Below are 24607 nucleotides of genomic sequence, written 5' to 3' on the forward strand. Positions count from 1 at the left end.
GCCGGCGGCCGCGGGGCCCGGTAAATTCGCTGGCCCGACCGCCGGCGGCGTTGCTTGGATGCCGGGATGAACAGTGAGCTGCCGGACGGCTTCGAGTTGTCCACCGACCCCGCCCGACTCGACGCCGAGCTGATCCACCGCTGGCTGTCGCAGGACGCGTACTGGGCCCTGGGCCGGAGCCGGGAGAAGCAGGACCGGGCCATCGCGGAGTCCCTGAACTTCGGCGTCTACGACACGGCCTCGGGCGCCCAGCTCGGCTACGCCCGCGTCGTGACGGACCGGGCCACCTTCGCCTGGCTGTGCGACGTCTACATCGACCGCGCCGCACGTGCCAAGGGCCTGGGGACCGGCCTCGTCGCCGCGATCCGCGACCACCTGGCCCCGTACGGGCTGCGCCGGGTGATGCTCGCGACGGCCGACGCGCACGAGGTCTACGCCAAGGTGGGCTTCGAGCCGCTGGCGGCCACGGAGAAGTGGATGCTGTTCGGCGAACAGTAGGCGGGCGGCGGCGCAGCGGCCGCGCTGCGGCCGCGCGTCTACAGCCGCGCGTCGTGCTCCCGCCGCTGCCAGCGGCGCCGGATCCACTGGCCGGCCAGCGGCAGGGCCAGGACCACGGTCAGGGTCCAGGCCGCGGCGAACCCCCAGATCAGCGGGAGCGAGACGGTGACCGCGGCCGCCACCAGCAGGCCCACGGTCAGCGCACCGAGCAGGCAGGCGGCCGCGGCGCGGTGGCGGGGACGGGTGTGCGCGGCGCGCAGGACGCGCTGCAGGGAGCGGTCCGCTTCGAGATCGGCCTCGATGGCCGAGAGGGCGCGGCGCTCGTGGTCGGACAGTCCGGCTCCGTCCATGACGACCTCCATCGGCCGGCGTCGCCGGGCGGCGCGCACCACAGCCTCTGGCCTGCGAATACCCGACCAGGGGCGGCCCAACCCTCGCGGGCCGTCCCCTGGCTGCCGGGGAAGGGTCACCAGATGGAGTTGACCCACTCCGGGTGGTCGATGAACGGGTTCCGGTTGTGCTGGAACTGGTCGTATATGACCTGGTTGCGGCGCTGCTCGAAGGCGTCCGGCGGGTCCTGCTGGTTCCACTGCTTGAGCACGCTGATCCGGCCGATGGCCGGGGCGCTGCCGTTGTCGACCTTGTCGTTGACTTCCAGGTTCGCGAAGCCGTCGCCGCCGTCGTAGCGCACGGCCATGTAGAGCAGCATGCGCGCGACGTCGCCCTTGACCGCGTCGCGCGGCTCGAAGGAGTTGGAGTCGGTGAAGCTGCCGGGGGCCTCGGCGACGGGGCTGCCGCCCATGTCGAAGTCCTTGTTGCCGCGGGTGCTGTTGACCGTGACGTCCTCGGGGCGCAGGTGGTGCAGGTCCGTGCCCGGGCCGGTGGCCGTGCCGAAGTCGCCGTGGCTCTTGGCCCAGACGTGCTCGCGGTTCCAGTCGTTGACGCCGCCGCCGTTGGTGGACTTGGACTGGGAGCGGCCGGAGTAGACGAGGATGACGTTGTTCGGGTTCGCCGGGTCCTGGTCGGTCACCTTCAGCGCGTTCCACACGCCTTCGTAGGTCACCTTGGACTGGGTCTTGATGATGTTGTGGAGCGCGGTCTTCAGCGCGGCTCCGGTCTTGCCCTCGGCGGGCGCGTAGTACGTGTCCACGGAGGCGGTGGCGGTGGCCGCGGTGGCGGCGGCAGCGTCGGCGTGGGGAGCCGCCGTGCGCTGGGAGCCTGCCGACGCGGTGGCCGGAATGAGGGCCAGGGCCGCGACGGCGAGGCCGGCGGCCCAGGGGGCGCGTGGGGAGATCTTCATGGTGTGGGGGATACCTCTTCGCAGGCACCGTCCCCGCCACGGCAATTGGCGGGGCATCAGGTGGCAGAGCCGAGGCTCACATTGTCATGTGCCCAACAGATGAAATCCATGTGTCGGAAGGCCGGATTCTGCCCCCGGCGCCCACTGGGCCGAACGGGTGAGGCCCCCTTGGCAGAACGCTCCGCCGCGGGCACGGTGGCGGAGGTCCCGGCCGGGGCCGTGGACCGTGCACACCCCGAACACCCCTACCGGGAGCAGCCCATGGCAGTGAAGATCCTCATCGTGACCGGCGACGCGGCGGAGTCGCTGGAGGTCCTCTACCCGTACCAGCGCCTGCGCGAGGAGGGGTACGAGGTCCACATCGCGGCGCCGGCGGTCAAGAAACTGCGGTTCGTGGTGCACGACTTCGAGGAGGGGTTCGACACCTACACTGAGAAGCCCGGTTACACCTGGCCCGCCGACCTGGCGTTCGCGGACGTGGCGCCCGAGGAGTACGCGGCCGTGGTGGTCCCGGGCGGCAGGGCGCCGGAGTACCTGCGCAACGACCCCGAGGTGCGGCGGATCCTGGCGGCCTTCACCGGCGCCGACAAGCCGGTCGCCCAGATCTGCCACGGCCCGCTGATCACGGCCGCGAGCGGCGGGCTGGAGGGGCGCCGGGTGACCGCGTACCCGGCGCTGGAGCTCGACATGAAGGCCGCCGGCGCCGCGTACGAGGACTCCGAGGCCGTGGTCGACGGCACCCTGGTCTCGGCCCGCGCCTGGCCCGACCACTCCGCCTGGATGCGGGAGTTCCTGAAGGTGCTGCGCGCCAAGGCCCCGCTGGCCTGACGTGCGCGAGAACCGACGAGGCCCCCGGCTCCGACCGATCGGAGCCGGGGGCCTCGCCGGCGAACGTCAGCTGCCCGTCGTGATCTGCGGGGCGGGCTCGTTCCTGTAGTTGGCGGGGCCGAAGTTCTTCTTCACCGCGGCCTCCCAGGATCCGTCCTGCACCATCTTCTTCAGGGCGGCGTTGATCTTGGTCTGGAGCTCCTTGTTGCCCTTCTTGACGCCGATGCCGTAGTTCTCGTTGCTCAGGCTCAGCCCGACCAGCTTGAACTTGCCGGTGTTGGCCTTCTGGGCGGCGTACCCGGCCAGGATGGAGTTGTCCGTGGTCAGGGCGTCGACGAGGCCGTCCTGGAGGGCGACGACGCACTCCGAGTACCCGTCGAGCTCCAGGAGGCTGGCCTTGGGGGCCAGCTTGTCCTTGACGTTCTGCGCCGAGGTGGAGCCGGTGACCGAGCAGAGCTTCTTGTTGTTGAGGTCCTCGGCCTTGGTGATCGAGGTCTCGTCGGCGCGGACCAGCAGGTCCTGGTGCGCGAGGAAGTACGGGCCGGCGAAGTCGACCTTCTCCTTGCGCTTCTCGTTGATCGAGTAGCTGGCCGCGACGAACTTGACCTCGTTGTACTGGAGCAGCAGCTCGCGGTCGGAACTGTCGACCTTCTTGAACTCGATCTGCTCCGGCTTGTAGCCCAGCTCCTTGGCGATGTACGTCGAGACGTCCACGTCGAAACCGGAGAAGGTCCCGCCCTGCTCGCGCAGCCCGACGCCCGGCTGGTCGAACTTGATGCCGATCTCCAGGTTCCCCTTGGGGCCGCTGTCACCGCCACACCCGGAGGCGGTCAGGGCGAGGCCGACCACTGCGACCAAAGCACCGGCCTTGGGAACCTTCATGCTGCACTCTTTCCTCAGGGGCCGCGGGATGCGCTGCGGGGATCGCCGGCAGCGGGGGGAACCGCGGATTCGTACGAAGGCGTCAAGAAGAGTCGTGACGCGTGTACGAGGAAGCTAGGAAGGCGCCCGGCGCGGTGTCACTGCAATTGAGCAAAACTTGAGGTAACGATCCGGCGTGAGCGGTGTTTCTCCGGCGAATTGTGCAGCGAACCGGATAAAGGGGGCCGAGCGCAGGGCGAATTCAATACGGATCGCAGGAAAAGTGCTGCATCGGTCGAAAAGGCCCAGGTCCGCTTTATCCGCATATTCCACCTGCTCGTTCCCGGGGTCCCGATCGAGGGAAAATCCCTGGGAGACCAGCCCGCAATCGTTCAAACTGGTGATCGAGTTCAAGCCTGCGGATGGGTATGATCTGCCGCAGCAAGGCCGTAGCGCAGAGGTCGTCGCGCCCACGCATCGAGCTGGAGGACGTCGGTTCGAATCCGACCGGTCTTGCGTCTTCTTCATGTTTTTCCCCATGTCGTTGTGGACGCCGGGCACCGGCGAAGGACCGGTGGAGTGGTGATGACACAGCCGACACCCGTACGGTGCCCCGCGATCGAGCACCCCGACCTGCCGATCGCCGACCCGGCCGGGCTCGACCCGCTGCTCGCGCGCCTCGCCGCGGAGCGGGCCGTCGAGGCCGACGAGGCCTTCCCGATCGGAACCCTGCGCGCCGACGGCCGCGTCGACCTGTGCAAGCAGGGCCTCGGACCGGCCGGCGCCGCCCGGGTGGCCGCCGTCGCCGCGGGATCCGCCCACGCCCGCCACCTGCTCCTCGGCACCAACTCCATCGGCGACGAGGGAGCCCGCACCCTCGCCGGCGCCCTCACCGGCGGACACGGACTGCACACCCTCTACCTGGGCTGCAACCGCATCGGCCCCGACGGCGTGGCCGCCCTCGCCGACGCCCTCGCCCAGGACACCGCCGTCAAGGCCCTGTGGCTCAAGCGCAATCCGGTCCTCGAAGAAGGCGCCCGCACCCTCGCCGCCCTGCTGCGCCGCAACCACACGCTGCGCACCCTCGACCTGGTCAACACCGGCATCGGAACCGAGGGCGTACGCCTCCTCCTCGACGCCCTGCGCACCCGCCAGACCCCCCTCGAACGCCTCTTCCTCGGCGGCAACGGCCTGACCGCCGAGGCCGCACCGCTGCTCGCGGCCCTCATCCGGGAGGCCGGGGTGCGCGAGCTGTACCTCCCGGCCAACCACCTCGGCGACGAAGGCACCGCGATCCTGGCAGCCGCGGCGGCCGCCGACCCCGCGCGGCCGGTCCGCCTCGGCCTCGGCGGCAACGGCATCGGCCCCGCCGGCGCCCGGGCCCTCGCCGAGGCCCTCGGCGGGATCGAAGCCCTCGACCTCGGCCGGGCCATGTCCGAGCGCAGCCTCGGCTCCGCCGGCAACGACACCGGCGACGAGGGTGCGCACGCCCTCGCGGCCGCCCTCCCCGGCAGCCCGCTGCGCCGCCTCGAACTGCGCCACACCGGGCTCACCGGGCGCGGCGCGAAGCGCCTGCTCGCCGCGGTGCCCGAGGACTCCCCGCTGGAGTACGTGGGCCTGGGCCCCGGCCTGCCCCGCAAGGTGAAGCGGTCCTTCACCGCCCGGCTGCGGCCCGCCCGGCCCGCCCACCCCGACCTCGGCGCGATCACGAGCGTGTACCGGTGAGCGCGCACCCCCGGCTGCCCGGCGGATTCCGGGCGGAGGACGGCTCGGCCTGGCAGCGGATCCGCCGCCACGCCGTGCCCGGCTGGATGATCGAGCGCGCCACCGCGCACCGGCTGGCCGGCGACTGGCAGGCGGCCTGCGCGGCCGCCGCCGTGGACGTCGCCTTCGACCTGTCCGGACTCGCCGCCCGGTACGGAGCGCCCCTCGCGGAGGCGGTGGAGCAGGACCTGCGCCACCTCGCCCCCGACCTGGTGCGCTGGCACCTGCCCCGGGTCCTGGGCGGCCGTACGACCGTCGAGCCCGACGTGCGCGTGCTGCTCGCCCGCTACGGCACCGGCGCCGACGCGCCGGTGCTCTCCGTGGCCACCGGCCCGATGATCGAGGGGCCGCAGCGGCTGCTGCTGGACTGCGCGCCGGTGGCACCCCTGCCGCTCCAGCGCACCTTCGGCACCCCCTGGCTGCGCCCGGAGGACTGGACCGCGGCCCGCCCGCTCTGGGACGCCCGGCACGCGGCCGCGCTGCGCGAGCGCCTCGGCGGCGGCGAGCGGCTGCCCTTCTTCCGCCCGGACGGCACCGGGCTGCCCGCGGACGAGCTGCCCGCCGGCGATCCCGGCGCGGCCGACCCGGCCGGGCACGCCGAGTGGGTCGCCCTGCTCCAGGTCCGCGGAGACTTCGCCGAGGCGTACGCGGCCGCGGGGATCGAACGGGACCTGACCAAGCCCGCCGAGAACCCGCGGTACGGCAGGACGGCGGACCCCCAAGCCCTCATGGCCACCTCCTCGGCCGACCTGGCGCGGCTGGGAGCGGAGGTGCGCGGTCTCGCCGCGGCCGGCGCGGGCGAACGCTTCAAGATGGGCGACTGGCGCGGCTGCCTGCTGCTCGAACGGGTCGGCTCCGGTCCGGACGACGGGCTGCGGGTCCGGGCGGCCGGCCGGGACGAGCTGAGCGCAGTGCCGCCGCTGCCGCAGTTCGCCTGGAAGCGGCTCCCCGACCTCGAGCTGGTCCGCACCGGCCTGATCACCCCGCGCGAGCTGCACCCGCTGGTCGCCGCCGCGCTGTTCCCGCAGGCCGGCCCCGCCGTCGGTCCGCCCGGCCCCGCCGCGGCGCGTCCCGTACGGGTGCGCTGCCGGGGCGAGTGGCACGAGGTCCGCTCGCAGGGCGGCGTACTGGACCTCCTCCCGCACAGCCGGGAGGAGCAGCAACGCGAGCGCGCCATGCGGGCGTTCGGCGGCCCGATCCAGGGCTGCTTCGCCGTGCAGCAGATCTGGACCACGGGGGAGGGGCGGCTGCCGCGCGCCCTGCGGGAGGAGCGCCGGGAGCTGTTCCTGCGCGTCCAGCACGGGGACACCCCGGGCGTGGTCGCACTGCTCGACGCCGGCACGGACCCCCGGGTCCGCGACGCCCGCGGGTACACGCTGCTGCACGTCATGCACCTGCTCGACCACGAGGTGCTGCTGCCGCGGCTGCTGGCGGCGGGCCTGGACCTGGAGGCCCGGACCAAGACGGGACTCACCCCGCTCCAGCTCGCGGTCCAGTTCGGGGGCTCCGCCGAGCTGGTGCGGGCGTACCTCGCGGCCGGCAGCCGGATCGACGTCCTCGACGAGGCGGACCTGTCGCTGGGCCAGGTGGTCCGGCGCTACAAGCGCACCGATCTCGCCTTCCTGCGCAGCCGGGTGGAGGAGGAGTTCCCCGACATCGGCTCCGAGTGGTTCGACGAGTACATGGAAGAGCGCGAGGCCGACGAGGAGCCCGAAGAAGCATGAGCAACGAGCCGCAGCAGCCCCGCGCCCTGGCGGCCGCCGACGCGCTGGGCGCCCGGCTCCGCGCCACCCGCACCGAGCCCGCGACCAACCCCCAACTCGAAGCACTGGCGCTGGCCGTGACGGCCAATCAGCCCGTCCTGCTGTGGGGCGAGCCGGGCATCGGCAAGTCCGCCGGCATGCAGCAGCTCGCCACCGCCCTCGGTGTCGGGCTGGAGACCGTCATCGCCAGCGTCCACGAGCCCTCCGACTTCGCCGGGCTGCCCATCGTCGGCGACGACCCCGCCACCACCGGCGTGCCCATGGCCCCGCCGGACTGGGCGGTCCGCCTCGCCCGCACCGGCCACGGACTGCTGTTCTTCGACGAGTTGTCCTCCGCGCCGCCCGCCGTGCAGGCGGCCCTGCTGCGCGTGGTCCTGGAACGCCGGATCGGCAGCCTCGTCCTGCCCGAGTCCGTACGGATCGTCGCGGCGGCCAATCCGCCCTCCAGCGCGGCGGACGGCTGGCACCTCAGCCCGCCGCTGGCCAACCGCTTCGTCCACCTCGACTGGACGCACAGCCCGCGCACCGTGGCCCGGGGCCTGGCCGGCACCTGGCCCGAGGTGGCCCTTCCGGCCGTCGACCCCGCACGCGCCTCCGGCGCCGTCGCCCGCGCCCGCGGCGTGATCTCCGGCTTCCTCACCGCCCGTCCGGGCCTGGTCCACCACATGCCGAACGAGGCCGAGGGCCGCGGCCGGGCCTGGCCCTCCCCGCGCACCTGGGAGATGGCGCTGCGGCTGCTGGCCACCGGGTACGCGGCCGGCGCGGGCCGGGAGGCCCTGGCCGCCGCGCTCACCGGGGCCGTCGGGGACGCGGCCGGGATCGAGCTGCTCTCGTACATGGAACACCTGGACCTGCCCGACCCGGACCGGGTGCTCGCCGATCCGGACGCCTTCGCCCTGCCCGAACGCGGCGACCGGCAGCTCGCCTTCCTCATCGCCGTGGTGGCCGCCGTCCAGGGCGAGCTCACCCGGCCGCGCTGGGAGGCCGGCTGGGCGGTCCTCGCCAAGGCGGTCGACGCGGGCGTGCCCGACGTGGCCGCGCGGGCGGCCACCGACCTGGCCGCCATGCGCGACCCGGACTGGCCGGTCCCCGCCGGGATCGACGCGTTCGTCGAACTGCTCCAGCTCTCCGGCGCCCTGCCGGGCGGCGGCTGACGGGCGGGGGAGCGTGCCCATGGACGCCCCGGCGCACGGCGGTCCCGAGGACGGAACCCCCGCCGGGGACCGGCTGGACCGGGCGAAGCTGCTGGCCGCCCGGTACAAGGCCGCCGAGCTCCGGCCGTACCTCGCCTCCGCCCTGTACGCGCTCACCGTGGTCCCTTCGGCCGGGGTCCCGACGATGGGCGTGGACCGGCACTGGCGCTGCTACGTCTCGCCCGCCTTCGTCGAGGCCACGCCGGTGGCGGAACTGGCCGGGGTGTGGATCCACGAGGTGGCCCACCTGCTCCGCGACCACCACGCGCGCGCCGGCCGGCTGCCGGCCGCCGACCAGCGCGACCGGCACCGCGTCAACATCGCGCAGGACTGCGAGATCAACGACGACCTGATCGCCGACGGGCTGGCGCTGCCCGAGGGCCGCATGGAGCCCCGGCTGTTCGGCCTCGCCACCGGCGGGCTCTTCGAGGCGTACCTGCCCGCGATCCCGGCCACCGCGCCGCACGCACCGGACTGCGGCTCGGGAGCGCACGGCACGCCGGTGCCCTGGGAAACGGGCGGGTCCGCGGGCCCCGCCCGGATCGGCCCGGTCGAGGCGGAGGCGCTGCGCCGCCAGACGGCGCAGGCCATGCGCGCCCACCAGAAGGCCCGGGGCCGGCTCCCGGGCGGCTGGCAGCGCTGGGCGCAGGAGCTGCTGGAGCCCACCGTCGACTGGCGCCGCGCGCTGTCCGGGGCGGTACGGGAGGCGGCCGCCTGGGCGGGCGGGGCCGTGGACTACACCTACAGCCGCCCCTCGCGCCGCACCCCGGCGCTCGGCGGCCGCGTGGTGCTGCCCAGCCTGCGCCGGCCGCTGCCCCGGGTCGCGATCGTCGTCGACACCTCGGGGTCGATGGGCGAGGAGGAACTCGCCGCCGCGCTCGGCGAGGTCACCGGCGTGCTGCGGGAGGTGGGGGTCCGCGGCAACCGCGTCTCCGTCCTGGCCTGCGACGCGGACGTGCACGCCGTGTCCCGGGTGACGAGCGCCGACCAGGTGACCCTGGCCGGGGGCGGCGGCACCGACATGCGCGTCGGCATCCGCGCCGCGCTGGCGGCGGCGGACCGGCCGAACATCGTGGTCGTCCTGACCGACGGGTACACGCCGTGGCCGGACGAGACCCCGTCCTGCCGGCTGATCGCCGCACTGATCGGGGCCGACGCGCCGCAGCCGCCGGGCTGGGTGGAGACCGTACGCGTGCCGTCCGGGTCCTGAGCGGCGGACGGTATCCGGCTCAAGTGGCCGGGAACGTACGCTCGTCCGGACCGACCGGGCCGCCGCATGACAGCATGGCCGGGCAACACCCGGCAAGCGGAGGGGGAGTTCGGTGAGCACTTCGACGAGTGGCGTACGCAAGGGCCTGGCCAAGGTGGAGATCGCACTGCGGTGGGATCCGAGCCCCGCGGGCACGCCCGCCCACGACCTGGACATCATCGCGGCGGTCTTCGGCGCCGCGGACCCCCACGGGGAGCCCGTCCACCTCGTGCACTTCGGCAGCCGTTCGCCCGACGGCACCATCACCTTGAACCGCGACAGCCACACCGGCCAGGGCTTCGGCTTCGACGAGGTGATGACCATCGAACTGGACCGGATGGCAACCGCGTTGGGGCGCGTGGTGGTCGGCGTGATCATCCAGGACGCCGGGCAGCCGGGGGCCCGTACGAAGACCTTCGCGGCCATAGGCGGTACGGGGGTCCGGATCCGGGAGGGCTACACCGACCTCGCGGTGAGCGACTTCGCCGGGGTCCCGGCCGCCACGGCGGCCACGATCGCGGAGTTCACGCGGGACGGTTCGGGAGCCTGGTCGCTGGACGCCGGCGTACGGGGCTTCGACGCGGATCCGGAGGAGTTCGCCCGGACCATGGGCGTGCCGCGGTCCTGACGCGGGGCCGTGACGCGGGCCCGAGGTGAGGGCCCGATGCGGCGCTCTGAGGTGAGGGCCCGATGCGAGGGCCCGATGTGAGGCCGCACAGACCGGGCGGTGGTCACTCCCTCGAGTGAGTGACCACCGCCCCGTCCGGGTGGCGCGCTGCCGCCGTCCCCACGAGGCAGCGCGGGCGGGTCGCCGTCCGGTCATCGGGGACGGCGGCCCACCGGTTCAGGGGGCCTCGGACCGGTCCGGGTCCGGGGCGGGTGCGGGTGTGGACGCCAGGCCCAGCGCGGGCAGCAGGGCCGCGTCGACGAACCGGACCAGGTAGTCGGCGTCCGCGTACTGCCCCTCCAGGACCGGCCGGATGCGCATGACGCCCATCAGCTGGGCCGGCAGGAACTCCGTGGCCGGATGGCCCGCCGCGATCTCGCCGCGGGCCACGGCCCGCGCCACCATCGCGTCGAACGCGGCCAGCTCCGGCTCGACCAGCGCCTCGCGCAGCGCCCCCTGCAGCTCCTCGTCGCTGAGCACGGCGTGCCCGAGGGCCTGGGTGAGGCGCGTGTCACGTCCCGAGTTGCCGGCCGCGATCCGGGCCGCCTCGCGCAGGTCGCCGGCGAGCGTGCCGGTGTCCACCGCGGCCAGCGTGCCCTGCCGGTTCGCGCGCAGGGCCGCCGCGACGAGCCGGGGCTTGGTCTTCCACTGGCGGTAGAGGGTCGACTTCCCGCAGCAGGCCCGGGCGGCGACGCCCTCCATGGTCAGCGCTTCGTACCCGTGCTCGCGCAGCTGCTCCAGGACGGCGTCGTAGAACTCCTGCACCCGTTCGGGGGTGATCTTGGAGCGGCGCGCGGCGGGCGGCGTCGACGTCATGGTGAGCGGCTCTCCTCGGGGGCTCCGCAGGTGATGGTTCCTGGGAAAAGTGTACGGGAACGCGAGCGTATCGGTACACCCGCGTATCGATACGCGAATGTATCGATACACTGGCGTGTCGATGTCCGCGTACAGGCGGCGCGCGAGCACAGAGAAAAGGAAGCGGGGGAAATGAGCTCCCACACCACACCCGCCGGGCCGGCCGACGGCCCGGCAGCGAGTCCGAGGCGCCGACTCATACGCGAGCTGCTGCTCGTCGCGGGCCTGTTCGCCGTCTACAAGGCCGGCCGGATGCTCTCGACGGACCGCACCGAAGAGGCGTTCCGCAACGCCGGCCGGATCTGGGATGCCGAGCGCACCCTGCACCTGCCGGGCGAAGGGGCGGTCCAGCGGCTGCTCCTGCACGGGGACGCCCTCGTGCACACGGCGAACACCTACTACGCGGCCGTGCACTTCCCGGCGACCGCGCTCTTCCTGATCTGGCTGTACGTGCGCAGGCCCGGCCACTACCTGTGGGCCCGGCGCGTGCTCGCCGTCCTGACCGGCGCCGCCCTCGCGCTGCACCTCGCCTTCCCGCTCGCGCCGCCGCGGATGCTCGGCGCCGCACACCTCGTGGACACCGCGCAGGTCTACGGACCCTCCGTCTACCGGGCCGCGCCCGCCACCGACACCATGGCCAACCAGTTCGCCGCCATGCCCTCGCTGCACTTCGGGTGGGCGCTGATGCTGGCCCTCGGCATGATCGCGGCCACCCGGTCCCGCCTGCGCGTGCTGTGGCTGCTGCACCCGCTGGTGACGCTGCTCGTGGTCGTCGGCACCGCCAACCACTACTGGCTCGACGCGATCGTGGCCACCGTGCTGCTCGGCGGGGCCCTGCTGGTCGTGCCGCGCCCGCGGGTCCGTGCGGGATCGCTGCCCGTCGTACGGCACCTGCCGCGCCCGCGGCGCGATGCCGCCGCGCCTGCGACCCCGGCGGTTCGGGAGGCCTCGGCCGAGGCCGTGGGGGCCGGCCGGTGAACGCCACTCTGCTCGCCGTCCTGCTCTGCCTCGCCTCTGCCGTCGCGTACGCGGCCGCCGCCGTGGCCCAGGAGCGGCTCGCCCGCGCCGCCGTCGCCCGCAGCGCCGGAGCCCTGCTCGGCAACGGGGCCTGGTGGTGGTCGGCCGGGCTGAACGCCGGCGCCGCGCTGCTGCACGCGGCCGCCCTGCGCTACGGCCCGCTCACCCTGGTCCAGCCGCTCGGCGCGCTCACGCTCGTCGCCGCCGTCCCGCTGGGGGCGCACGGCGCCGGCCGCCGGGTCGCGGCCACGGAATGGCGGGGCACCCTGGCCACCGTCGCCGGGCTCGGGCTGCTGCTGCTCCCGGCCTCCGGACCGGCCCCCGACGACACGCTCACCCTGGCCGAGGCGCTCGCCGTGTCGGGGACCACCCTCGCCGTGATCACGCTGCTGACCGTGCGCCGGGACGTGCGCTCGGGGCTGCGGCACGCGACGGCCTCCGGACTGGCCTCCGCCGTGGCCTCCGCGCTGACCCAGACGGTGGCCGTCGCGGGCGGCCGGGGCGGGGCCCTGCTCAGCGTGCGGGTCGTCGCCGTCGCCCTGCTCGTGGTGGTGTTCGCGGTCGGCGGGATGCTGCTGTCCCAGCGGGCCTACCGGGGCGGGCTCGGGGCGCCGCTCGCGGTGGTGAATCTGGCCAACCCGCTGGCCGCGGCCGCCATCGGCATGATCCTGCTCGGCGAACGCCTCCAGGGCGGCGCGGTGGGGCTGCTGCTCGCCGTGGCCGGGGCGCTCGCGGCGGCGCGCGGGGTGCTGCTGCTGACGCGGACGGCGCCGAGCGCGACGCCCGCCCCGGCCGCCGGCGCCGCGGTGTCCGCACCCGTGACCGCACCTGCGACCCCCGCACCTGCGACCCCCGCACCTGCGACCCCCGCACCGGCGGCGGCCGTGCCGGCCGGCCGCGTGGCGGTCTGAGGCGGCCGAGAACCGTTTCGCCGGTGTTCGCGTCCTCCCTGACGAGAACGCGAACACCGACGTACGAACGAAGCGGAGTGAACGACCATGGGGATCGTCAGCTGGATCGTCCTGGGGCTGCTGGCCGGGATCATAGCCAAGGTCCTGCTGCCCGGCCGCGACCCCGGCGGGCTGATCGGCACCACGTTCATCGGCATCGCCGGAGCCTTCATCGGCGGCTGGCTCTCCGCGAAGTTCCTGGACAAGCCGATCGGTCACGACTTCTACGACCCCGCCACCTGGGGCTCCGCCATCGCGGGCTCGCTGGTCCTGCTCATCGGCTACCGCATCCTCTTCGGCAACTCCCGCGACTGAGCGCCGCCAAGGCCACAGGCCAGGGGGTGTCGTCAAAGTCCCTTCTGGCCGGCGGGGTCTGGCACGCGCGCTCGCCGCGTTGTCGTCGGTCGACGACGCGAGCGTCGCCTCTCTCCTCCGCCTGGCCGGCGGGGTCTGGCACGCGCGCTCGCCGCGTTGTCGTCGGTCGACGACGCGAGCGTCGCCTCTCTCCTCCGCCTTGCGATCGCACGCACCAGACCCCGCCGGCCCCGCCCTCGCGGGCGGACGAAGCTACTTCGACGACACCCCCTAGGGTCGGGCCGCACGGCGCGACGTACGAACCGCGAGGAGCCACCAGTCACATGAGCGTCATCCCCGTCCCCACCAGCGACCTGTACGACGAGTACGGCGAGAGCCTGGCCCTCTGCACCACGCAGTTCCGCCAGTTCGGCGGGCGGCGCCTCTTCGCGGGCCCTGTGCGCACGGTCAGCTGCCACGAGGACAACGCGCTGCTGCGCGAACTGGTCAACACGCCGGGCGAGGGCGCCGTACTCGTCGTGGACGGGGGCGGCTCCCTGCGCACGGCCCTCACCGGCGACCTCATCGCCGGGGCGGCGCAGCGCAACGGCTGGGCGGGCCTGATCATCAACGGCGCGGTCCGCGACAGCGTGGCCCTCGGCGGACTCGACCTCGGCATCAAGGCCCTGGGCACCATCCCGCGCAAGAGCGGCAAGACGGGCGCGGGCACGGTGGACGTACCGGTCACCATCGGCGAAGTGACGTTCCGCCCGGGGGACACGGTCCACGCGGACGACGACGGCACGGTCGTCCTCCCCGCCACCTGACCCGGTCGAGGGACGAGATCCGGCCAGGGGCTGCTCCGGGCCCCTGGTGCCGCGCCCGTGGGGCGGGATTCACTGCGGGCCCATGACACGACACAGGATCACGGGCCTGCTCGGCGCGCTCGCGCTCGCCGCGGGCACCCTGGCCGGCGCCGCGGGACCCGCGGCCGCCGCCGACCCGGCCGCGCGCGAGAGCGGGGCCCACGCCGCCGCCGATCCGGCGGCCGAGCCGCCCGCCGAGTTCGGGAGCGACTGGCACGACCCCCTCACCGCGGCCCCGCCCGTGGCCCGGCCCGCGACCCGGTCCTGCGAGGTGACCGTCGCCGAGGCCCAGTTCCGCGACTACACCCCGTACGTCGGGAACTACGCGCCCCCGGCCGCTTGCGGCGGGACGTGGGCCAAGGTCGTCCTGCGCCTCGACGGCAAGGTCAAGGGCCGCCAGTACGACCGCCTGGGCCACCTCTCCCTCGGCGGCGTCGAAATCCTGCGCACCTCCACCCCCGAGCCCTCGCCCGACGGCATCACCTGGTCCGTCGAGAAGGACGTCACCCGCTACCGCGACACCCTCAGCCGGCCGCAGCCCGTCGAGATGCTGATCGGCAACTTCGTCGACGACACCTACACCGGAGTCATCGACGTCAAGGCCACCCTCACCTTCTACGCCGCCGACCGGGACCGGAACGCCCCCGACCCCGACACCCCCGACCGCGTCCTGCCGCTCACCACCCCCTCGGTCACCACCCCGCGCAACACCGAGCGGCTCCTCGCCGAGGTGTACGCCACCGGCTCCGGCGGCGGCTGCGAGGAGTACTGGTACATGACCACCCCCGACGCCGCCCCGTACTCCTGCAAGGCCGCCGACGGTCCCTACCGCGAGGTGCGGATCTCCGTGGACGGGCGGCTCGCCGGCATCGCCGCCCCCTTCCCGACCGTGTGGACCGGAGGCTGGTCGAACCCCTTCCTCTGGTACGTCACCCCGGCGCCCCGCGCCTTCGACGTCCAGCCGATCGTGTACGACCTCACCCCGTACGCCGCGCTCCTCAACGACGGCCGCCCGCACCGGATCGAGGTCTCCGTCGCCGGAGTCCCGGCCGGGCAGAGCGGCTGGAGCACCCCGACGAACCTGCTCCTGTGGCAGGACGAGGGCCGCACGGTCGTCACCGGCTCCCTCACCCGCCACGAGGAGGGCGAACCGGCCAACTCCAGCCGCTGGACGCCCGCCGCGCCCGGAACACCCGACGCGCGGCACCGCCTCGACACCGAGGGCGGCCACCGGCTCACCGTCGCCGGCCGGCTCGACACCTCCCACGGCCGGGTCACCACCACCGTCACCCGCGCCGTGCGCAACACCTCCGTGCACCGCTGGACGGAGGGGGAGAACCAGGACGCCCTGACCGCGTCCTGGACCGATGAGGAGAGCGTCACCCGCGGCCCCACCACCGTCCGCACCGCGCGCACTTACACGATGGAGGGCGAGACCACCCTCGGCGCCGGGGACCGGCTGCGCACCGTCATCGCGCTCGGCGACCGGGCCGAGACGAGCACCCTGCGCGGCGGCCGCACCGTGGACCGGACCCGGCTCGACGACCGGTACACGGGCGACGCGAGCTACACGGCGAACGTTCCCCGCGACCAGCGGCACGCGGTCGGCACCAGCTCCGAGCACTACCAGCTGTACGGGTCGGCTGCTGGGGGCGGCTGTTACGACCGCACGCTGACCACGGTCCAGGGAACCGTGACGGTGGACCGCCGACGCTGCTGACACTGCCTGCGCCTACGATGTCCGGCCATGGACATGAGTGAGGCCGGCAGACAGCTGGTCGACGGCCGCTTCGAACTGATCGCGCCGCTGGGCGCCGGCGGTATGGGCACGGTGTGGCGCGCCCGCGACATCGCACTGCACCGCGACGTCGCCCTGAAAGAGGTGCGCCCGCCGGACCCGGCGACCGCCGCCGCCCAGCCCGGACTCACCGTCCAGCTGCGCGAACGCGCCATCCGCGAGGCCCGTGCACTCGCCCGGCTGGCGCACCCGCACGTGGTGACGATCCACCACATCGTCGAGCCCGCCGCCGGCACGGACGGACACCCGTGGATCGTGATGGAGCTGGTCAAGGGCGGCTCCCTGCACGACCGGCTGGAGTCGGGGCCGATGCCCGTCGCCGAGGTGCTGCGGCTCGGCCTCGACGTGCTGTCCGCGCTGCGGGCCGCCCACGCCGAAGGGGTGCTCCACCGCGATGTGAAGCCGGCCAACGTGCTGCTGCGCCCCGACGGCTCCGCCGTGCTGACCGACTTCGGCATCGCGGCCCTGCACGACTCGACCGCCCTCACCTCCACCGGCGTGCTCATCGGCTCGCCGGAGTACATCGCCCCGGAGCGGGCCCGCGGCGAGGAGGGCCTGGCGGCCTCCGACCTGTGGTCGCTCGGCATGCTGCTCTACGTGGCCGCGGAGGGAGCCCATCCGCTGCGCCGGGCCAGCACCCTGGCCACCGTCGTCGCCGTGCTCGACGAGCCGATCCCCGCGCCGGTGCGCTCCGGCCCGCTGGGGCCCGTACTGGAACGGCTGCTCGTACGGGACCTGTCCGTCCGGCCCGACGCGGCGCAGCTGGAACAACTGCTCCGGGACGCGAGCAGTGCTCTCGCCGCCGGTGCCGCGCCGGTCGTTTCACCGGCGCCGCAGCCGACGGTCCTGGGCCAGTACGGGCCGCCGACCCCGCAGCAGGGGATCGGCCTCGGCACCGGCGCCGCCCCCGGCCGGAGCCGGCCCACGCAGCCGCAGGTCCCGCAGCCCTACGCGCCGTCGGCGCCGTTCACCCCCGGGGGCGGTTCCCCGTACTCGGTCACCGCGCCCGTCCCGGCGCGCTCCGCCCCGCGCCGCCGCCCGGTGCTGCTGGCCGCCGTCCTCGCACTCGTCCTGGCCGGCGGCGTGTTCGGGCTCGTCAAGTGGATGCCCGGCGGAAAGTCCGGGGGCGGCGGCGAGGCGAAGGGCGGCGCCACCACCGCGAGCACCGCCCCCTCCACCACCCCCGGCCCCAAGCAGAGCCTCCCCAAGTCGGTCGGCAGCCGGGCCGACGCCCCGAAGGGCAGCCTGCTCACCCCCGCCAACGTGCGGACCGCGATCGAGGCCTTCAAGCAGAAGACGGGCACCACCCAGTTCGTGGAGATGAACATCTACGAGGAGTACGTGCTCGCGTCCATCCCCACCGCCCCCGGGGCCAAGACCTACGACCGCTACCAGTACCGCGACGGCGAGGCGAAGCGCACCGGCCCCGGCAGCACCATCAAGGCCGACGAGCCGCTCATCGACATGGCGGGAGTCAACTGGGACGCCCTGCCCGGCCTCCTCGACACGGCCAAGCAGGAACTCGGCGTGACCAACCCGACCTCCCGCTACGTCATCGTCGAACCCTGGCTCCTCGACGGCACCCCGTCCATGCGGCCCTACCTCACCGACGAGTACGGCCAGGGCGGGTACGTCTACGCCGACACCCAGGGCAAGGTGAAGAAGGTCTACCGCTCCTGACATCGTGTATCCGTACGAATGCCGTACGCGCGCCGCACGCACACGCGGCGCGCACGGCGCAGGTACGGCCCTTCACGGTCCGACTCGGGGAGCGACACCACATGCCCAGCTGGCGCACCACCCTCACCGCCGCCGGAATCACCGGCTCCCGGCTGCGCGAGGACTACACGCACGTCGCCCGCCGGGTCCTGCGCCGCGAGCCGGCCCCCTACGTGACGCTGCGCCTGCTCGCCGCGCCGCCGCTGGTGCCCTGGCTGACGGCGGGGGTGGCCTTCATGAACCTCGTCGACGACGTGGCCGAGACCGGCACCCCGCAGGAACGTTCCGCCGGTCTGGCCGCACTCACCGGGCAGGTGGAGACGGCCTTGGAGACCGGCGACAGCCCCGATCCGCTGCTGCGCGCCTACGCCCACGCCGTCGCCACCCGCGGGCTGCCCGCGCACTGGGTCTCCCGGTTCCTGGAAGGCGCCGCCACCGCCGAAGCCGCCTTCGACGGCTTCGACACGGAGGAGGACTTCCAGGCCTACCTCGACGCCTACGCCTGGCCCGGGGTGCTGGTCTTCACCGGCCTCCAGTACCAGGGCGGTCCCGACGGGGAACAGGCCGCCGGATGGCGGCGGTTCGTGGACGCCGCCCAGCGGGTCGACTTCCTCGCCGACCTCGCCGGAGACCTCGCGGACGGCCGGCTCTGCCTGCCGCGCGGCCGCCTCGCCGAGCACTCCGTCACCCGCGCCGACCTCGAACAGGCCCGGGACACCCCGGCCGTACGCGCACTCCTCGCCGGCGAAACCCGGCGCGCCCGCAGCGCCCTCGACGCCACCGAGGGCATCCTCGACCTCGTCGAGCCGGGCCTGCGCCCCGTGATCGCCGCGATGACGGAGCTGATGGGCCACCAGCTGACCGCCGTGGAACGGGCCGGCACCGGGGCCTTGCGCAAGGACGTCGGCTACGGCCTGGCGGCCCCCGTCCGCACCCTGCTGCGCGCCCGCGCCGGGCGCCGAGAGGCTCCACAGGGCGTCCCGCCGATCCGCCGGCCGTGACATTTGTACCGGTGGGCTCCGTACACGCGGATCTGCCGGGGCGCCCGCCCCGGTTCGTAGCGTGGAGGGCATGACGCAGACGACACGCACGGCCGGCACGGCGCGGACCGCGCGACCACCGCACGACGAGCCCGCGATCCGCTTCCGGCACACGGCCAAGTCCTTCGGAGCCGTCCGCGCCGTCGCCGGCATCGACCTCGACGTCCGGCGCGGCGAGACGGTCGCCCTCCTCGGCCGCAACGGCGCCGGCAAGTCCACCGCCATCGGCCTGCTGCTCGGCCTCGACGAGCCCGACGCGGGCACCGTACGGCTCTTCGGCGAGACCCCCGACCGGGCCGTGCGGTCCGGCCGGGTGGGCGCCATGCTCCAGGAGGGGCGCGCCGTACCGCGGATCACCGTGCGCGAGCTCATCGGCTTCGTGGCCCGCACCTACCCCGCCCCCCTGCCCGTCGCCGAGGCGCTGGAGCTCGCCGGGCTCACCGAACTCGCCGGCCGCCGCATCGACCGGCTCTCGGGAGGCCAGGCCCAGCGGGTCCGCTTCGCCGTCGCCCTCGCCGGGAACCCGGACCTCATCGTGCTCGACGAGCCCACCGCCGCCCTCGACGTGGAGGCCCGCCGCGCCTTCTGGGAGTCCATGCGCGGCTACGCCCGGCGCGGCAACACCGTCCTGTTCTCCACGCACTACCTGGAGGAGGCCGACGCCCACGCCGACCGCATCGTGGTCATCGACGCCGGCCGGATCGTCGCCGACGGCACAGGGGAGCAGCTGCGCCGGTCCGCCGGCGGGTCGCTGGTCTCCGTGGACCTGGCCGGGCGCCCCACCGATGGCCTCGGCGAACTGCCCGGGGTGGTCTGCGTGGAGATCCGGGGAGAGCGGGCGCGGCTGCGTACGGAGGACCCGGACGCGACGGTCGTCGCGCTCGCCGGCCTCGGCGCCGTCCGCGGGATCGAGGTCACCGCGCCCTCGCTCGACGACGCCTTCCTCGCGCTCACCGACACCCACACCCACACCCTCTCCGCGGGGAGCGCCCGATGATCACCGCCTACGTCCGCCTGGAGGTCCGCCGGACCCTGCGCGACACCTCCTTCGTCGTCTTCGGCATCGGCATGCCGGTGCTGATGTACCTGCTCTTCACCAACCTCGGCACCGACGCCGACACCGGCGACTGGAAGACGGCCTCCATGGTGGCCATGGCCGCGTACGGGGCCCTGGGCGCGGCCCTGGGGACCGGGACCGGCGTCGCCGAGGACAAGGGGATCGGCTGGCTGCGCCAGCTGCGGGTCACCCCGATGACCCCGCGCCAGGTGGTGGTCGGCCGGGCGCTGACCGGCTCGGTGACCGTGCTGCCCGCCGTCGCCGCCGTGCTCGCCGCCGGTGCGTTCGTCAACGGGGTCCGGCTGGAGGCCTGGGAATGGGCCGCCGTCGCCCTCGTCCTGTGGCTCGGAGCGCTCCCCTTCACCCTGCTCGGCATCGGCAACGGGTACCGGCTCACCGCCCAGACCACCGGAGTGGTCAACGTCGGGTGCAGCCTCGCACTCTCCGTCGTCGGCGGGCTCTGGTTCCCGACCGGGCTGTTCCCGGACTGGCTCCGCTCCCTGTCCGGCTTCACCCCCACGCGCCGCTTCGCCGAGATCGGGCAGTCCCTCGCCGCGGGCGCGGCCCCCGGCCCGGCCGCGGTCGCCGTACTGGCGGTGTGGGCCCTGCTGTTCGGTTCGTACGCGGTGCTCTCGTACCGTCGGTCCGCGAGGACGGTGTGACGCGTGGAGCGGGGAACGGGAATGACGATGCGGGACAGGCGCAGGCACAGGGAGGCGTGGAAGGCCGACTGGGCGGTCCGCAAAGCCGAATGGCGGGCGCAGGAGAAGCGGCGCAAGGACTGCGGTGAGGCCCCCGACTACGGCCGCGGCCCGATGGGCCCGCCCAATGCCTTCACCCTGCTGCCGTGGCTGCTGCTGGGCATGGGCGCCATCTCCAACGTGATCAAGGGGGAGACCCCCAACCCCTGGATCGGCGCCCTCGGCCTGCTGGTCTTCAACTCCCTGTACATCACCCTGGTGTTCCGCGCCTTCGACCGGCGGGCCCGGGAGGCCGCGAGCACCCTGTGGTGCCTGGCCGCCCTCGGCGCGGTCACCTGCGCCCTCGCCCTCGCGTACGGGGGCAACTGGCTGCTGTTCTTCCCGCTGTGGGGCCTGGCCACCGGCGCGGTGGTCCGGGGCCGCAAGCTCGGCCCGGTGATGTTCGTCGTCACCGGCCTCGCCGGGGCGATCGCCGGACTCGACGAGGGCTGGGACACCCTCGGCATCGCCTACGGGACGCTCGTGTCCGGCATGGTCACCGCGGCCATCCTCGCCCTCTCCGAGACGGTCAAGGAACTGCGCGAGACCCGGCAGGAGCTGGCCCGGGCCGCCGTGGACCAGGAGCGGCTGCGCTTCTCCCGGGATCTGCACGACCTGCTCGGCCACACCCTGTCGGTGATCGTCGTGAAGTCGGAGGCCGCCCGCCGGATCGCCCCGCGGGACATGGACGCGGCCCTCGGGCAGATCGCCGACATCGAGTCGGTCGGCCGTCAGGCCCTCACCGAGATCCGGGAGGCCGTCACCGGCTACCGCGAGACCAGCCTCGCCGCCGAGCTCGACCGGGCCCGCGGCGCGCTGACCGCCGCCGGGATCGAGCCCGTCGTACGGCAGTCGGGGCCCCCGCTGCCCCCGCAGGCGGCGGCGCTGCTGGGCTGGGTGGTGCGCGAGGCCGCCACCAACGCCATCCGCCACAGCGGTGCGACCACTTGCGAGATCGAGGTGCGGAGCACGGCGGAACAGGTCCGGCTGGTGATCACCGACAATGGGAGCGGCGTAGGCTCGACCCCGCCGGGCAGCGGACTGACCGGCCTGACGGAACGGCTCGCCGCGGCGGGCGGCACCCTCGTCGGCGGCCCGGCACCGGGCCAGAGGCGGGGGTTCCGGGTCACGGCCGAACTCCCGGTGGAACCGGTCGCGCCGGAGAGCGGGAACGGTCAGGAGAGCGGGAAGGGCCGGGAGAGCCCGGAGGACGGGGAGAGTCGATGATCAAGGTCCTGCTCGCGGAGGACCAGGGCATGATGCGCGGCGCGCTGGCCCTGCTGCTCGGGCTGGAGGAGGACATCGAGGTCGTGGCGCAGGTCGGCGCCGGGGACGAGATCGTGCCCGCCGCGATCGAGGCCCGGCCGGACGTGGCCCTGCTCGACATCGAACTCCCGGGCCGCAGCGGTCTCGACGCGGCCGCCGAGCTGCGCACGCGCTGCCCCGGCTGCCGGGTGCTGATCCTGACCACCTTCGGCCGCCCCGGCTACCTGCGCCGGGCGATGGAGGCGGGCGCCGCCGGATTCCTGGTCAAGGACGGGCCGGTGGAGGAACTGGCCGCCGTGATCCGCCGGGTGCTCGCCGGGGAGACCGTGATCGACCCCGCGCTCGCCGCGGCCGCGCTCAGCGCCGGCCCGAATCCGCTGACGCCGCGCGAGGTCGACGTGCTGGTCGCGTCCGTCGACGGGGCGACCGTGGCCGACATCGCGGCCAGGGTCCACCTGTCGGAGTCGACGGTGCGGAACTACCTGTCGTCCGCCATCGGCAAGACGGGCACCCGCAACCGCATGGAGGCCGCCCGCGCGGCCCGCCGCCAGGGCTGGCTCTAGGGGGTGTCTTGCCGATCAGGGCGGATCAGGGAGCGGGGTCTGGTGCCGTGGATCGCAAGGCGGACGAGGGAGGCGACGCGGAGTGTCGGCGACCGAGGACAACGCGGCGAGGCGCGGCACCAGACCCCGCGAGCCCGGCCTGATCGGCAAGACGCCCCCTAGGCCGTGTCTCGCCGGTCATGCCGGGCTCGGCCCCCGGGCCCCCGGGCCCCCGGGCCCGCCGTGGTGCCTAGTAGGCGCCGTTGACGTTGTCGATCGAGCCGTAGCGGGCCGCCGCGTAGTTGCAGGCGGCCGTGATGTTGGCGACCGGGTCGTACGAGTCCAGGGAGGTGCCGGGCACGTGGTAGGCGCGGAAGGTCGGGTCGATGACCTGGAGCAGGCCCTTGGAGGGAATGCCGGCCGCGGCGTTGGAGTCCCAGTTGTTGATGGCCATCGGGTTGCCCGAGGACTCCCGCATCACGTTGCGGTGAATTCCGTTGTAGCTGCCGGGGATTCCGTGCCGGGCCATGATGTCCAGCGACTGCCGGATCCAGCCGTCGAGGTTGTTCGCGTACGTGGTGGCGGGCTTGGCCGCCGCGGCCGCCTTCACCCCGGTCGCCTTGGCTGCGGCCGCCTTGGCCGCCGCGCCGATGCTCAGCTTGAGCCCGGGCCGGATGATCGAGGGGTTGGACCCGATGGCGCTCCGGTTGGCCTCGTACAGGGCCTGCCAGCCGCCGTTCACCGCGTGCTCGGCCGCGATCTTCGAAAGGGTGTCGCCGACGGTCACGGAATAGGTGAGCGGCGCCGCGGCCTTTTCCACCGCCGGCTTGACGGCGGGCAGCGTGACGGTCTTCGCGGCGGGCGCCGAGGCCGGCTGCGTGACGGCCGCGCCGGCCGTGGTCGCGCTGATCAGCGGCAGGGCGAGGGCGGCGCCGCCGGTGCCGGCCACAGCCAGCTTGCGGGCGATCGGGCGCTGCTTGGGCCGACGGTGCTTACCGAGTCCGGGCATGGCGGAATTCCTCACGTGGGGGTGCGGGGGATCCCTGGCGGCCGCCGGTTTCGGCGGCTGCCCGCTGGGAATGACGTGAAGGTAAGCGAGTCCGCCGGGCGGGAACAAGGCACGAATTCCCCCGGGTGATCGACTTGCCGGTTTCAGGGTCGGAAACGACCTTGGAGGCACCTTCCGGGAATGCCGAAATTCCTTTCCGGGAAAAGGGAACCGTCTGTTCCGGATTAATGATGTTGCTCCTATTCGAGTGACTCACATCACGAGCTCCGGAAGCCTTTCCGGGAAACGGACAAGTCGCCCATACCCTGGCCTGATTCGGGCATCTCGCCCGTTGTTTGCGAACCGCCCACAGGGGGCGCTTCAGGGCATGCCCGCGGCGTGTTCGCAGCGTGTTCGCGGTGGATCAGCGGGGGCTCCGCAGCTCCGCCAGCCGTTCCAGCGCGGCCGACACCGCCGCCCCGCCCGCCGGCAGCAGCGGCAGCCGCACGTCCGGCGTCGGGATCCGGCCCTGCGCGTGCAGCACGCCCTTCACCACCGCCGGATTCGGCTCGGCGAAGAGCGCCGCCGAGAGCCGGGCCAGACCGTGGCCCAGGGCCCGCGCCCACGCTGCGTCCCCGGCCCGCCAGGCCGCCTCCAGCTCCGCGTACCGGGCCGTCGCCAGGTGCGCCGAGGCCAGGATCCCGCCCGCCGCGCCCAGGGCCAGCAGGGGGGACAGGTACAGGTCGTCGCCCGCCAGCACCGCGAACCCCTCCGGCAGGTCGCCGAGCAGCGCCACCGCCTCCTCGCCGACCCCGCCGCCCGCGTACTTCATCCCGGCCACCCCCGGCAGCTCCCCGAGCGCCCGCAGCGCGGCCGTGCCCAGAGGCTGCCCCGTCCGGTACGGGATGTGGTAGACGACCAGCGGTACGGGGCTCACCTCTGCCAGCCGCGCGAAGTGCGCCAGGACCCCCGCCGCCCCGGGCCGTACGAACGGGGGCACGGTCACCAGCGCCGCCCGCACCTGCGGCCACCGCGCCAGCCGGCCGAGCGCCGCCTCGGCGGCCCGGGTGCCGCTCGCCCCGGCCCCCACGGTCAGCACCGCGCCCCGCTCGCGGCAGACCCGGGCGCACACGTCGGTGACGAGGTCGCGCTCCGCCTCCTCGAGGGCGGCCGCCTCGCCGGTCGTGCCGAGGGCGACGATCCCGGTGGCGCCCTCGGCGAGCACCTGCTGGGCGAGAGCCTCCAGGGAGTCGGCGGCGACGTCCCCGGCGCGCGTGAAGGGGGTGACGAGCGGTACGTGAATCCCGTGGAGGGAGAGGTCCTGTGCCATGCCCACGAGCTTCATCCGCCCC

General features: G+C 74.1%; 25 protein-coding genes and 1 pseudogene. 19 read left to right on the forward strand and 7 right to left on the reverse strand.

Translation table 11 applies throughout. From position 1 onward, the window contains the following. Nucleotides 1-66 precede the first annotated feature (66 nt). Entirely contained in the window at nucleotides 67-498 is a 432-nt protein-coding gene (locus ACFYZS_RS07975; RefSeq protein ID WP_389007967.1) for a GNAT family N-acetyltransferase, read from the forward strand. Nucleotides 499-536: 38 nt separating this feature from the next. On the opposite strand, the gene ACFYZS_RS07980 is transcribed toward ACFYZS_RS07975, so the two are convergent. Next, the gene (locus ACFYZS_RS07980) at nucleotides 537-848 is read right to left on the reverse strand and encodes a DUF3040 domain-containing protein (RefSeq protein WP_389007970.1); all 312 of its coding nucleotides are present in this window, start codon (nucleotides 846-848) and stop codon (nucleotides 537-539) included. A gap of 116 nt (nucleotides 849-964) precedes the next feature. Further along, entirely contained in the window at nucleotides 965-1798 is an 834-nt protein-coding gene (locus ACFYZS_RS07985) for an endonuclease I family protein (protein WP_389007973.1), read from the reverse strand. Nucleotides 1799-2059: 261 nt separating this feature from the next. Between ACFYZS_RS07985 and ACFYZS_RS07990 the strand changes: the two genes are divergently transcribed. Continuing rightward, on the forward strand, nucleotides 2060-2626 hold the full coding sequence (locus tag ACFYZS_RS07990; RefSeq protein WP_389008808.1) for a DJ-1/PfpI family protein: 567 nt from the start codon (nucleotides 2060-2062) through the stop codon (nucleotides 2624-2626). A gap of 66 nt (nucleotides 2627-2692) precedes the next feature. Here ACFYZS_RS07990 and ACFYZS_RS07995 read toward each other — a convergent pair whose 3' ends face one another. Continuing rightward, nucleotides 2693-3508 carry a glutamate ABC transporter substrate-binding protein gene (locus ACFYZS_RS07995; protein WP_389007976.1) on the reverse strand — a complete coding sequence of 272 codons (816 nt, stop codon included), beginning with the start codon at nucleotides 3506-3508 and terminating at the stop codon, nucleotides 2693-2695. Nucleotides 3509-3622: 114 nt separating this feature from the next. Further along, a complete protein-coding gene (locus tag ACFYZS_RS08000; RefSeq protein WP_389007979.1) occupies nucleotides 3623-3901 on the reverse strand; it encodes a hypothetical protein in 279 nt (92 codons plus the stop codon). Between the two features lie 29 nt (nucleotides 3902-3930). Here ACFYZS_RS08000 and ACFYZS_RS08005 point away from each other — a divergent pair. From ACFYZS_RS08005 to ACFYZS_RS08030, 6 genes and pseudogenes are all read left to right on the forward strand, one after another. Beyond that, a pseudogene (locus ACFYZS_RS08005) lies at nucleotides 3931-4003 on the forward strand. 69 nt (nucleotides 4004-4072) lie between these two features. Continuing rightward, a complete protein-coding gene (locus tag ACFYZS_RS08010) occupies nucleotides 4073-5212 on the forward strand; it encodes a gala protein (protein ID WP_389007982.1) in 1140 nt (379 codons plus the stop codon). Then, nucleotides 5209-6975, forward strand: a complete 1767-nt coding sequence (locus tag ACFYZS_RS08015) for an ankyrin repeat domain-containing protein (protein WP_389007985.1) — start codon at nucleotides 5209-5211, stop codon at nucleotides 6973-6975. Before ACFYZS_RS08010 ends, ACFYZS_RS08015 begins: the two co-directional genes overlap by 4 nt. Then, the gene (locus tag ACFYZS_RS08020; RefSeq protein WP_389007988.1) at nucleotides 6972-8168 is read left to right on the forward strand and encodes an AAA family ATPase; all 1197 of its coding nucleotides are present in this window, start codon (nucleotides 6972-6974) and stop codon (nucleotides 8166-8168) included. Before ACFYZS_RS08015 ends, ACFYZS_RS08020 begins: the two co-directional genes overlap by 4 nt. Before the next feature lie 19 nt (nucleotides 8169-8187). Next, a complete protein-coding gene (locus ACFYZS_RS08025; protein ID WP_389007991.1) occupies nucleotides 8188-9417 on the forward strand; it encodes a VWA-like domain-containing protein in 1230 nt (409 codons plus the stop codon). A 112-nt stretch (nucleotides 9418-9529) separates the two neighbouring features. After that, nucleotides 9530-10084 carry a TerD family protein gene (locus ACFYZS_RS08030; RefSeq protein WP_389007994.1) on the forward strand — a complete coding sequence of 185 codons (555 nt, stop codon included), beginning with the start codon at nucleotides 9530-9532 and terminating at the stop codon, nucleotides 10082-10084. A 216-nt stretch (nucleotides 10085-10300) separates the two neighbouring features. Here ACFYZS_RS08030 and ACFYZS_RS08035 read toward each other — a convergent pair whose 3' ends face one another. Next, complete coding sequence (locus ACFYZS_RS08035) at nucleotides 10301-10939, reverse strand: TetR/AcrR family transcriptional regulator (RefSeq protein WP_389007997.1); 639 nt, start codon at nucleotides 10937-10939, stop codon at nucleotides 10301-10303. 171 nt (nucleotides 10940-11110) lie between these two features. Here ACFYZS_RS08035 and ACFYZS_RS08040 point away from each other — a divergent pair, with 171 nt between their 5' ends. From ACFYZS_RS08040 to ACFYZS_RS08090, 11 genes are all read left to right on the forward strand, one after another. Further along, nucleotides 11111-11956, forward strand: a complete 846-nt coding sequence (locus tag ACFYZS_RS08040; protein ID WP_389008000.1) for a phosphatase PAP2 family protein — start codon at nucleotides 11111-11113, stop codon at nucleotides 11954-11956. Next, nucleotides 11953-12906 (forward strand): hypothetical protein, encoded by a 954-nt coding sequence (locus ACFYZS_RS08045; protein ID WP_389008003.1) that lies wholly within the window; start codon nucleotides 11953-11955, stop codon nucleotides 12904-12906. Before ACFYZS_RS08040 ends, ACFYZS_RS08045 begins: the two co-directional genes overlap by 4 nt. An 87-nt stretch (nucleotides 12907-12993) precedes the next feature. Further along, nucleotides 12994-13260, forward strand: coding sequence for a GlsB/YeaQ/YmgE family stress response membrane protein (locus ACFYZS_RS08050; protein ID WP_048478695.1), 267 nt, complete (start codon nucleotides 12994-12996; stop codon nucleotides 13258-13260). 323 nt (nucleotides 13261-13583) lie between these two features. Beyond that, nucleotides 13584-14066: a ribonuclease E activity regulator RraA gene (gene rraA, locus ACFYZS_RS08055; RefSeq protein WP_389008006.1), complete on the forward strand. Its 483-nt coding sequence runs from the start codon at nucleotides 13584-13586 to the stop codon at nucleotides 14064-14066. 82 nt (nucleotides 14067-14148) lie between these two features. Beyond that, on the forward strand, nucleotides 14149-15825 hold the full coding sequence (locus tag ACFYZS_RS08060; RefSeq protein WP_389008009.1) for a peptide-N4-asparagine amidase: 1677 nt from the start codon (nucleotides 14149-14151) through the stop codon (nucleotides 15823-15825). A 27-nt stretch (nucleotides 15826-15852) separates the two neighbouring features. Then, nucleotides 15853-17583, forward strand: coding sequence for a serine/threonine-protein kinase (locus ACFYZS_RS08065; RefSeq protein WP_389008011.1), 1731 nt, complete (start codon nucleotides 15853-15855; stop codon nucleotides 17581-17583). Nucleotides 17584-17684: 101 nt separating this feature from the next. Beyond that, nucleotides 17685-18623, forward strand: coding sequence for a phytoene/squalene synthase family protein (locus tag ACFYZS_RS08070; protein WP_389008014.1), 939 nt, complete (start codon nucleotides 17685-17687; stop codon nucleotides 18621-18623). Nucleotides 18624-18693: 70 nt separating this feature from the next. Then, nucleotides 18694-19659: an ATP-binding cassette domain-containing protein gene (locus ACFYZS_RS08075; RefSeq protein WP_389008017.1), complete on the forward strand. Its 966-nt coding sequence runs from the start codon at nucleotides 18694-18696 to the stop codon at nucleotides 19657-19659. Beyond that, nucleotides 19659-20381 (forward strand): ABC transporter permease, encoded by a 723-nt coding sequence (locus tag ACFYZS_RS08080; RefSeq protein ID WP_389008811.1) that lies wholly within the window; start codon nucleotides 19659-19661, stop codon nucleotides 20379-20381. The genes ACFYZS_RS08075 and ACFYZS_RS08080 overlap by 1 nt, the downstream gene beginning before the upstream one ends. A 27-nt stretch (nucleotides 20382-20408) precedes the next feature. Beyond that, on the forward strand, nucleotides 20409-21686 hold the full coding sequence (locus ACFYZS_RS08085) for a sensor histidine kinase (RefSeq protein ID WP_389008814.1): 1278 nt from the start codon (nucleotides 20409-20411) through the stop codon (nucleotides 21684-21686). Beyond that, nucleotides 21683-22288, forward strand: a complete 606-nt coding sequence (locus ACFYZS_RS08090; protein WP_389008020.1) for a DNA-binding response regulator — start codon at nucleotides 21683-21685, stop codon at nucleotides 22286-22288. Before ACFYZS_RS08085 ends, ACFYZS_RS08090 begins: the two co-directional genes overlap by 4 nt. A gap of 229 nt (nucleotides 22289-22517) precedes the next feature. Here ACFYZS_RS08090 and ACFYZS_RS08095 read toward each other — a convergent pair whose 3' ends face one another. After that, nucleotides 22518-23276 (reverse strand): transglycosylase SLT domain-containing protein, encoded by a 759-nt coding sequence (locus ACFYZS_RS08095; protein ID WP_389008023.1) that lies wholly within the window; start codon nucleotides 23274-23276, stop codon nucleotides 22518-22520. Between the two features lie 403 nt (nucleotides 23277-23679). Continuing rightward, nucleotides 23680-24585, reverse strand: coding sequence for a dihydrodipicolinate synthase family protein (locus tag ACFYZS_RS08100; RefSeq protein ID WP_389008025.1), 906 nt, complete (start codon nucleotides 24583-24585; stop codon nucleotides 23680-23682). Between the last annotated feature and the right edge of the window lie 22 nt (nucleotides 24586-24607).

It is taken from the genome of Streptomyces sp. NPDC001903, assembly GCF_042891345.1.
GTDB lineage: Bacteria > Actinomycetota > Actinomycetes > Streptomycetales > Streptomycetaceae > Streptomyces.

Excerpts from the sequence above, each read along its gene's own strand:
- ACFYZS_RS07975 (WP_389007967.1), top strand. The coding sequence starts at position 67 with ATGAACAGTGAGCTGCCGGACGGCTTCGAGTTGTCCACCGACCCCGCC.
- ACFYZS_RS07980 (WP_389007970.1), bottom strand. The coding sequence starts at position 848 with ATGGACGGAGCCGGACTGTCCGACCACGAGCGCCGCGCCCTCTCGGCC.
- ACFYZS_RS07985 (WP_389007973.1), bottom strand. The coding sequence starts at position 1,798 with ATGAAGATCTCCCCACGCGCCCCCTGGGCCGCCGGCCTCGCCGTCGCG.
- ACFYZS_RS07990 (WP_389008808.1), top strand. The coding sequence starts at position 2,060 with ATGGCAGTGAAGATCCTCATCGTGACCGGCGACGCGGCGGAGTCGCTG.
- ACFYZS_RS07995 (WP_389007976.1), bottom strand. The coding sequence starts at position 3,508 with ATGAAGGTTCCCAAGGCCGGTGCTTTGGTCGCAGTGGTCGGCCTCGCC.
- ACFYZS_RS08010 (WP_389007982.1), top strand. The coding sequence starts at position 4,073 with ATGACACAGCCGACACCCGTACGGTGCCCCGCGATCGAGCACCCCGAC.
- ACFYZS_RS08020 (WP_389007988.1), top strand. The coding sequence starts at position 6,972 with ATGAGCAACGAGCCGCAGCAGCCCCGCGCCCTGGCGGCCGCCGACGCG.
- ACFYZS_RS08025 (WP_389007991.1), top strand. The coding sequence starts at position 8,188 with ATGGACGCCCCGGCGCACGGCGGTCCCGAGGACGGAACCCCCGCCGGG.
- ACFYZS_RS08035 (WP_389007997.1), bottom strand. The coding sequence starts at position 10,939 with ATGACGTCGACGCCGCCCGCCGCGCGCCGCTCCAAGATCACCCCCGAA.
- ACFYZS_RS08040 (WP_389008000.1), top strand. The coding sequence starts at position 11,111 with ATGAGCTCCCACACCACACCCGCCGGGCCGGCCGACGGCCCGGCAGCG.
- ACFYZS_RS08050 (WP_048478695.1), top strand. The coding sequence starts at position 12,994 with ATGGGGATCGTCAGCTGGATCGTCCTGGGGCTGCTGGCCGGGATCATA.
- rraA (WP_389008006.1), top strand. The coding sequence starts at position 13,584 with ATGAGCGTCATCCCCGTCCCCACCAGCGACCTGTACGACGAGTACGGC.
- ACFYZS_RS08060 (WP_389008009.1), top strand. The coding sequence starts at position 14,149 with ATGACACGACACAGGATCACGGGCCTGCTCGGCGCGCTCGCGCTCGCC.
- ACFYZS_RS08065 (WP_389008011.1), top strand. The coding sequence starts at position 15,853 with ATGGACATGAGTGAGGCCGGCAGACAGCTGGTCGACGGCCGCTTCGAA.
- ACFYZS_RS08070 (WP_389008014.1), top strand. The coding sequence starts at position 17,685 with ATGCCCAGCTGGCGCACCACCCTCACCGCCGCCGGAATCACCGGCTCC.
- ACFYZS_RS08075 (WP_389008017.1), top strand. The coding sequence starts at position 18,694 with ATGACGCAGACGACACGCACGGCCGGCACGGCGCGGACCGCGCGACCA.
- ACFYZS_RS08085 (WP_389008814.1), top strand. The coding sequence starts at position 20,409 with ATGCGGGACAGGCGCAGGCACAGGGAGGCGTGGAAGGCCGACTGGGCG.
- ACFYZS_RS08090 (WP_389008020.1), top strand. The coding sequence starts at position 21,683 with ATGATCAAGGTCCTGCTCGCGGAGGACCAGGGCATGATGCGCGGCGCG.
- ACFYZS_RS08095 (WP_389008023.1), bottom strand. The coding sequence starts at position 23,276 with ATGCCCGGACTCGGTAAGCACCGTCGGCCCAAGCAGCGCCCGATCGCC.
- ACFYZS_RS08100 (WP_389008025.1), bottom strand. The coding sequence starts at position 24,585 with ATGGCACAGGACCTCTCCCTCCACGGGATTCACGTACCGCTCGTCACC.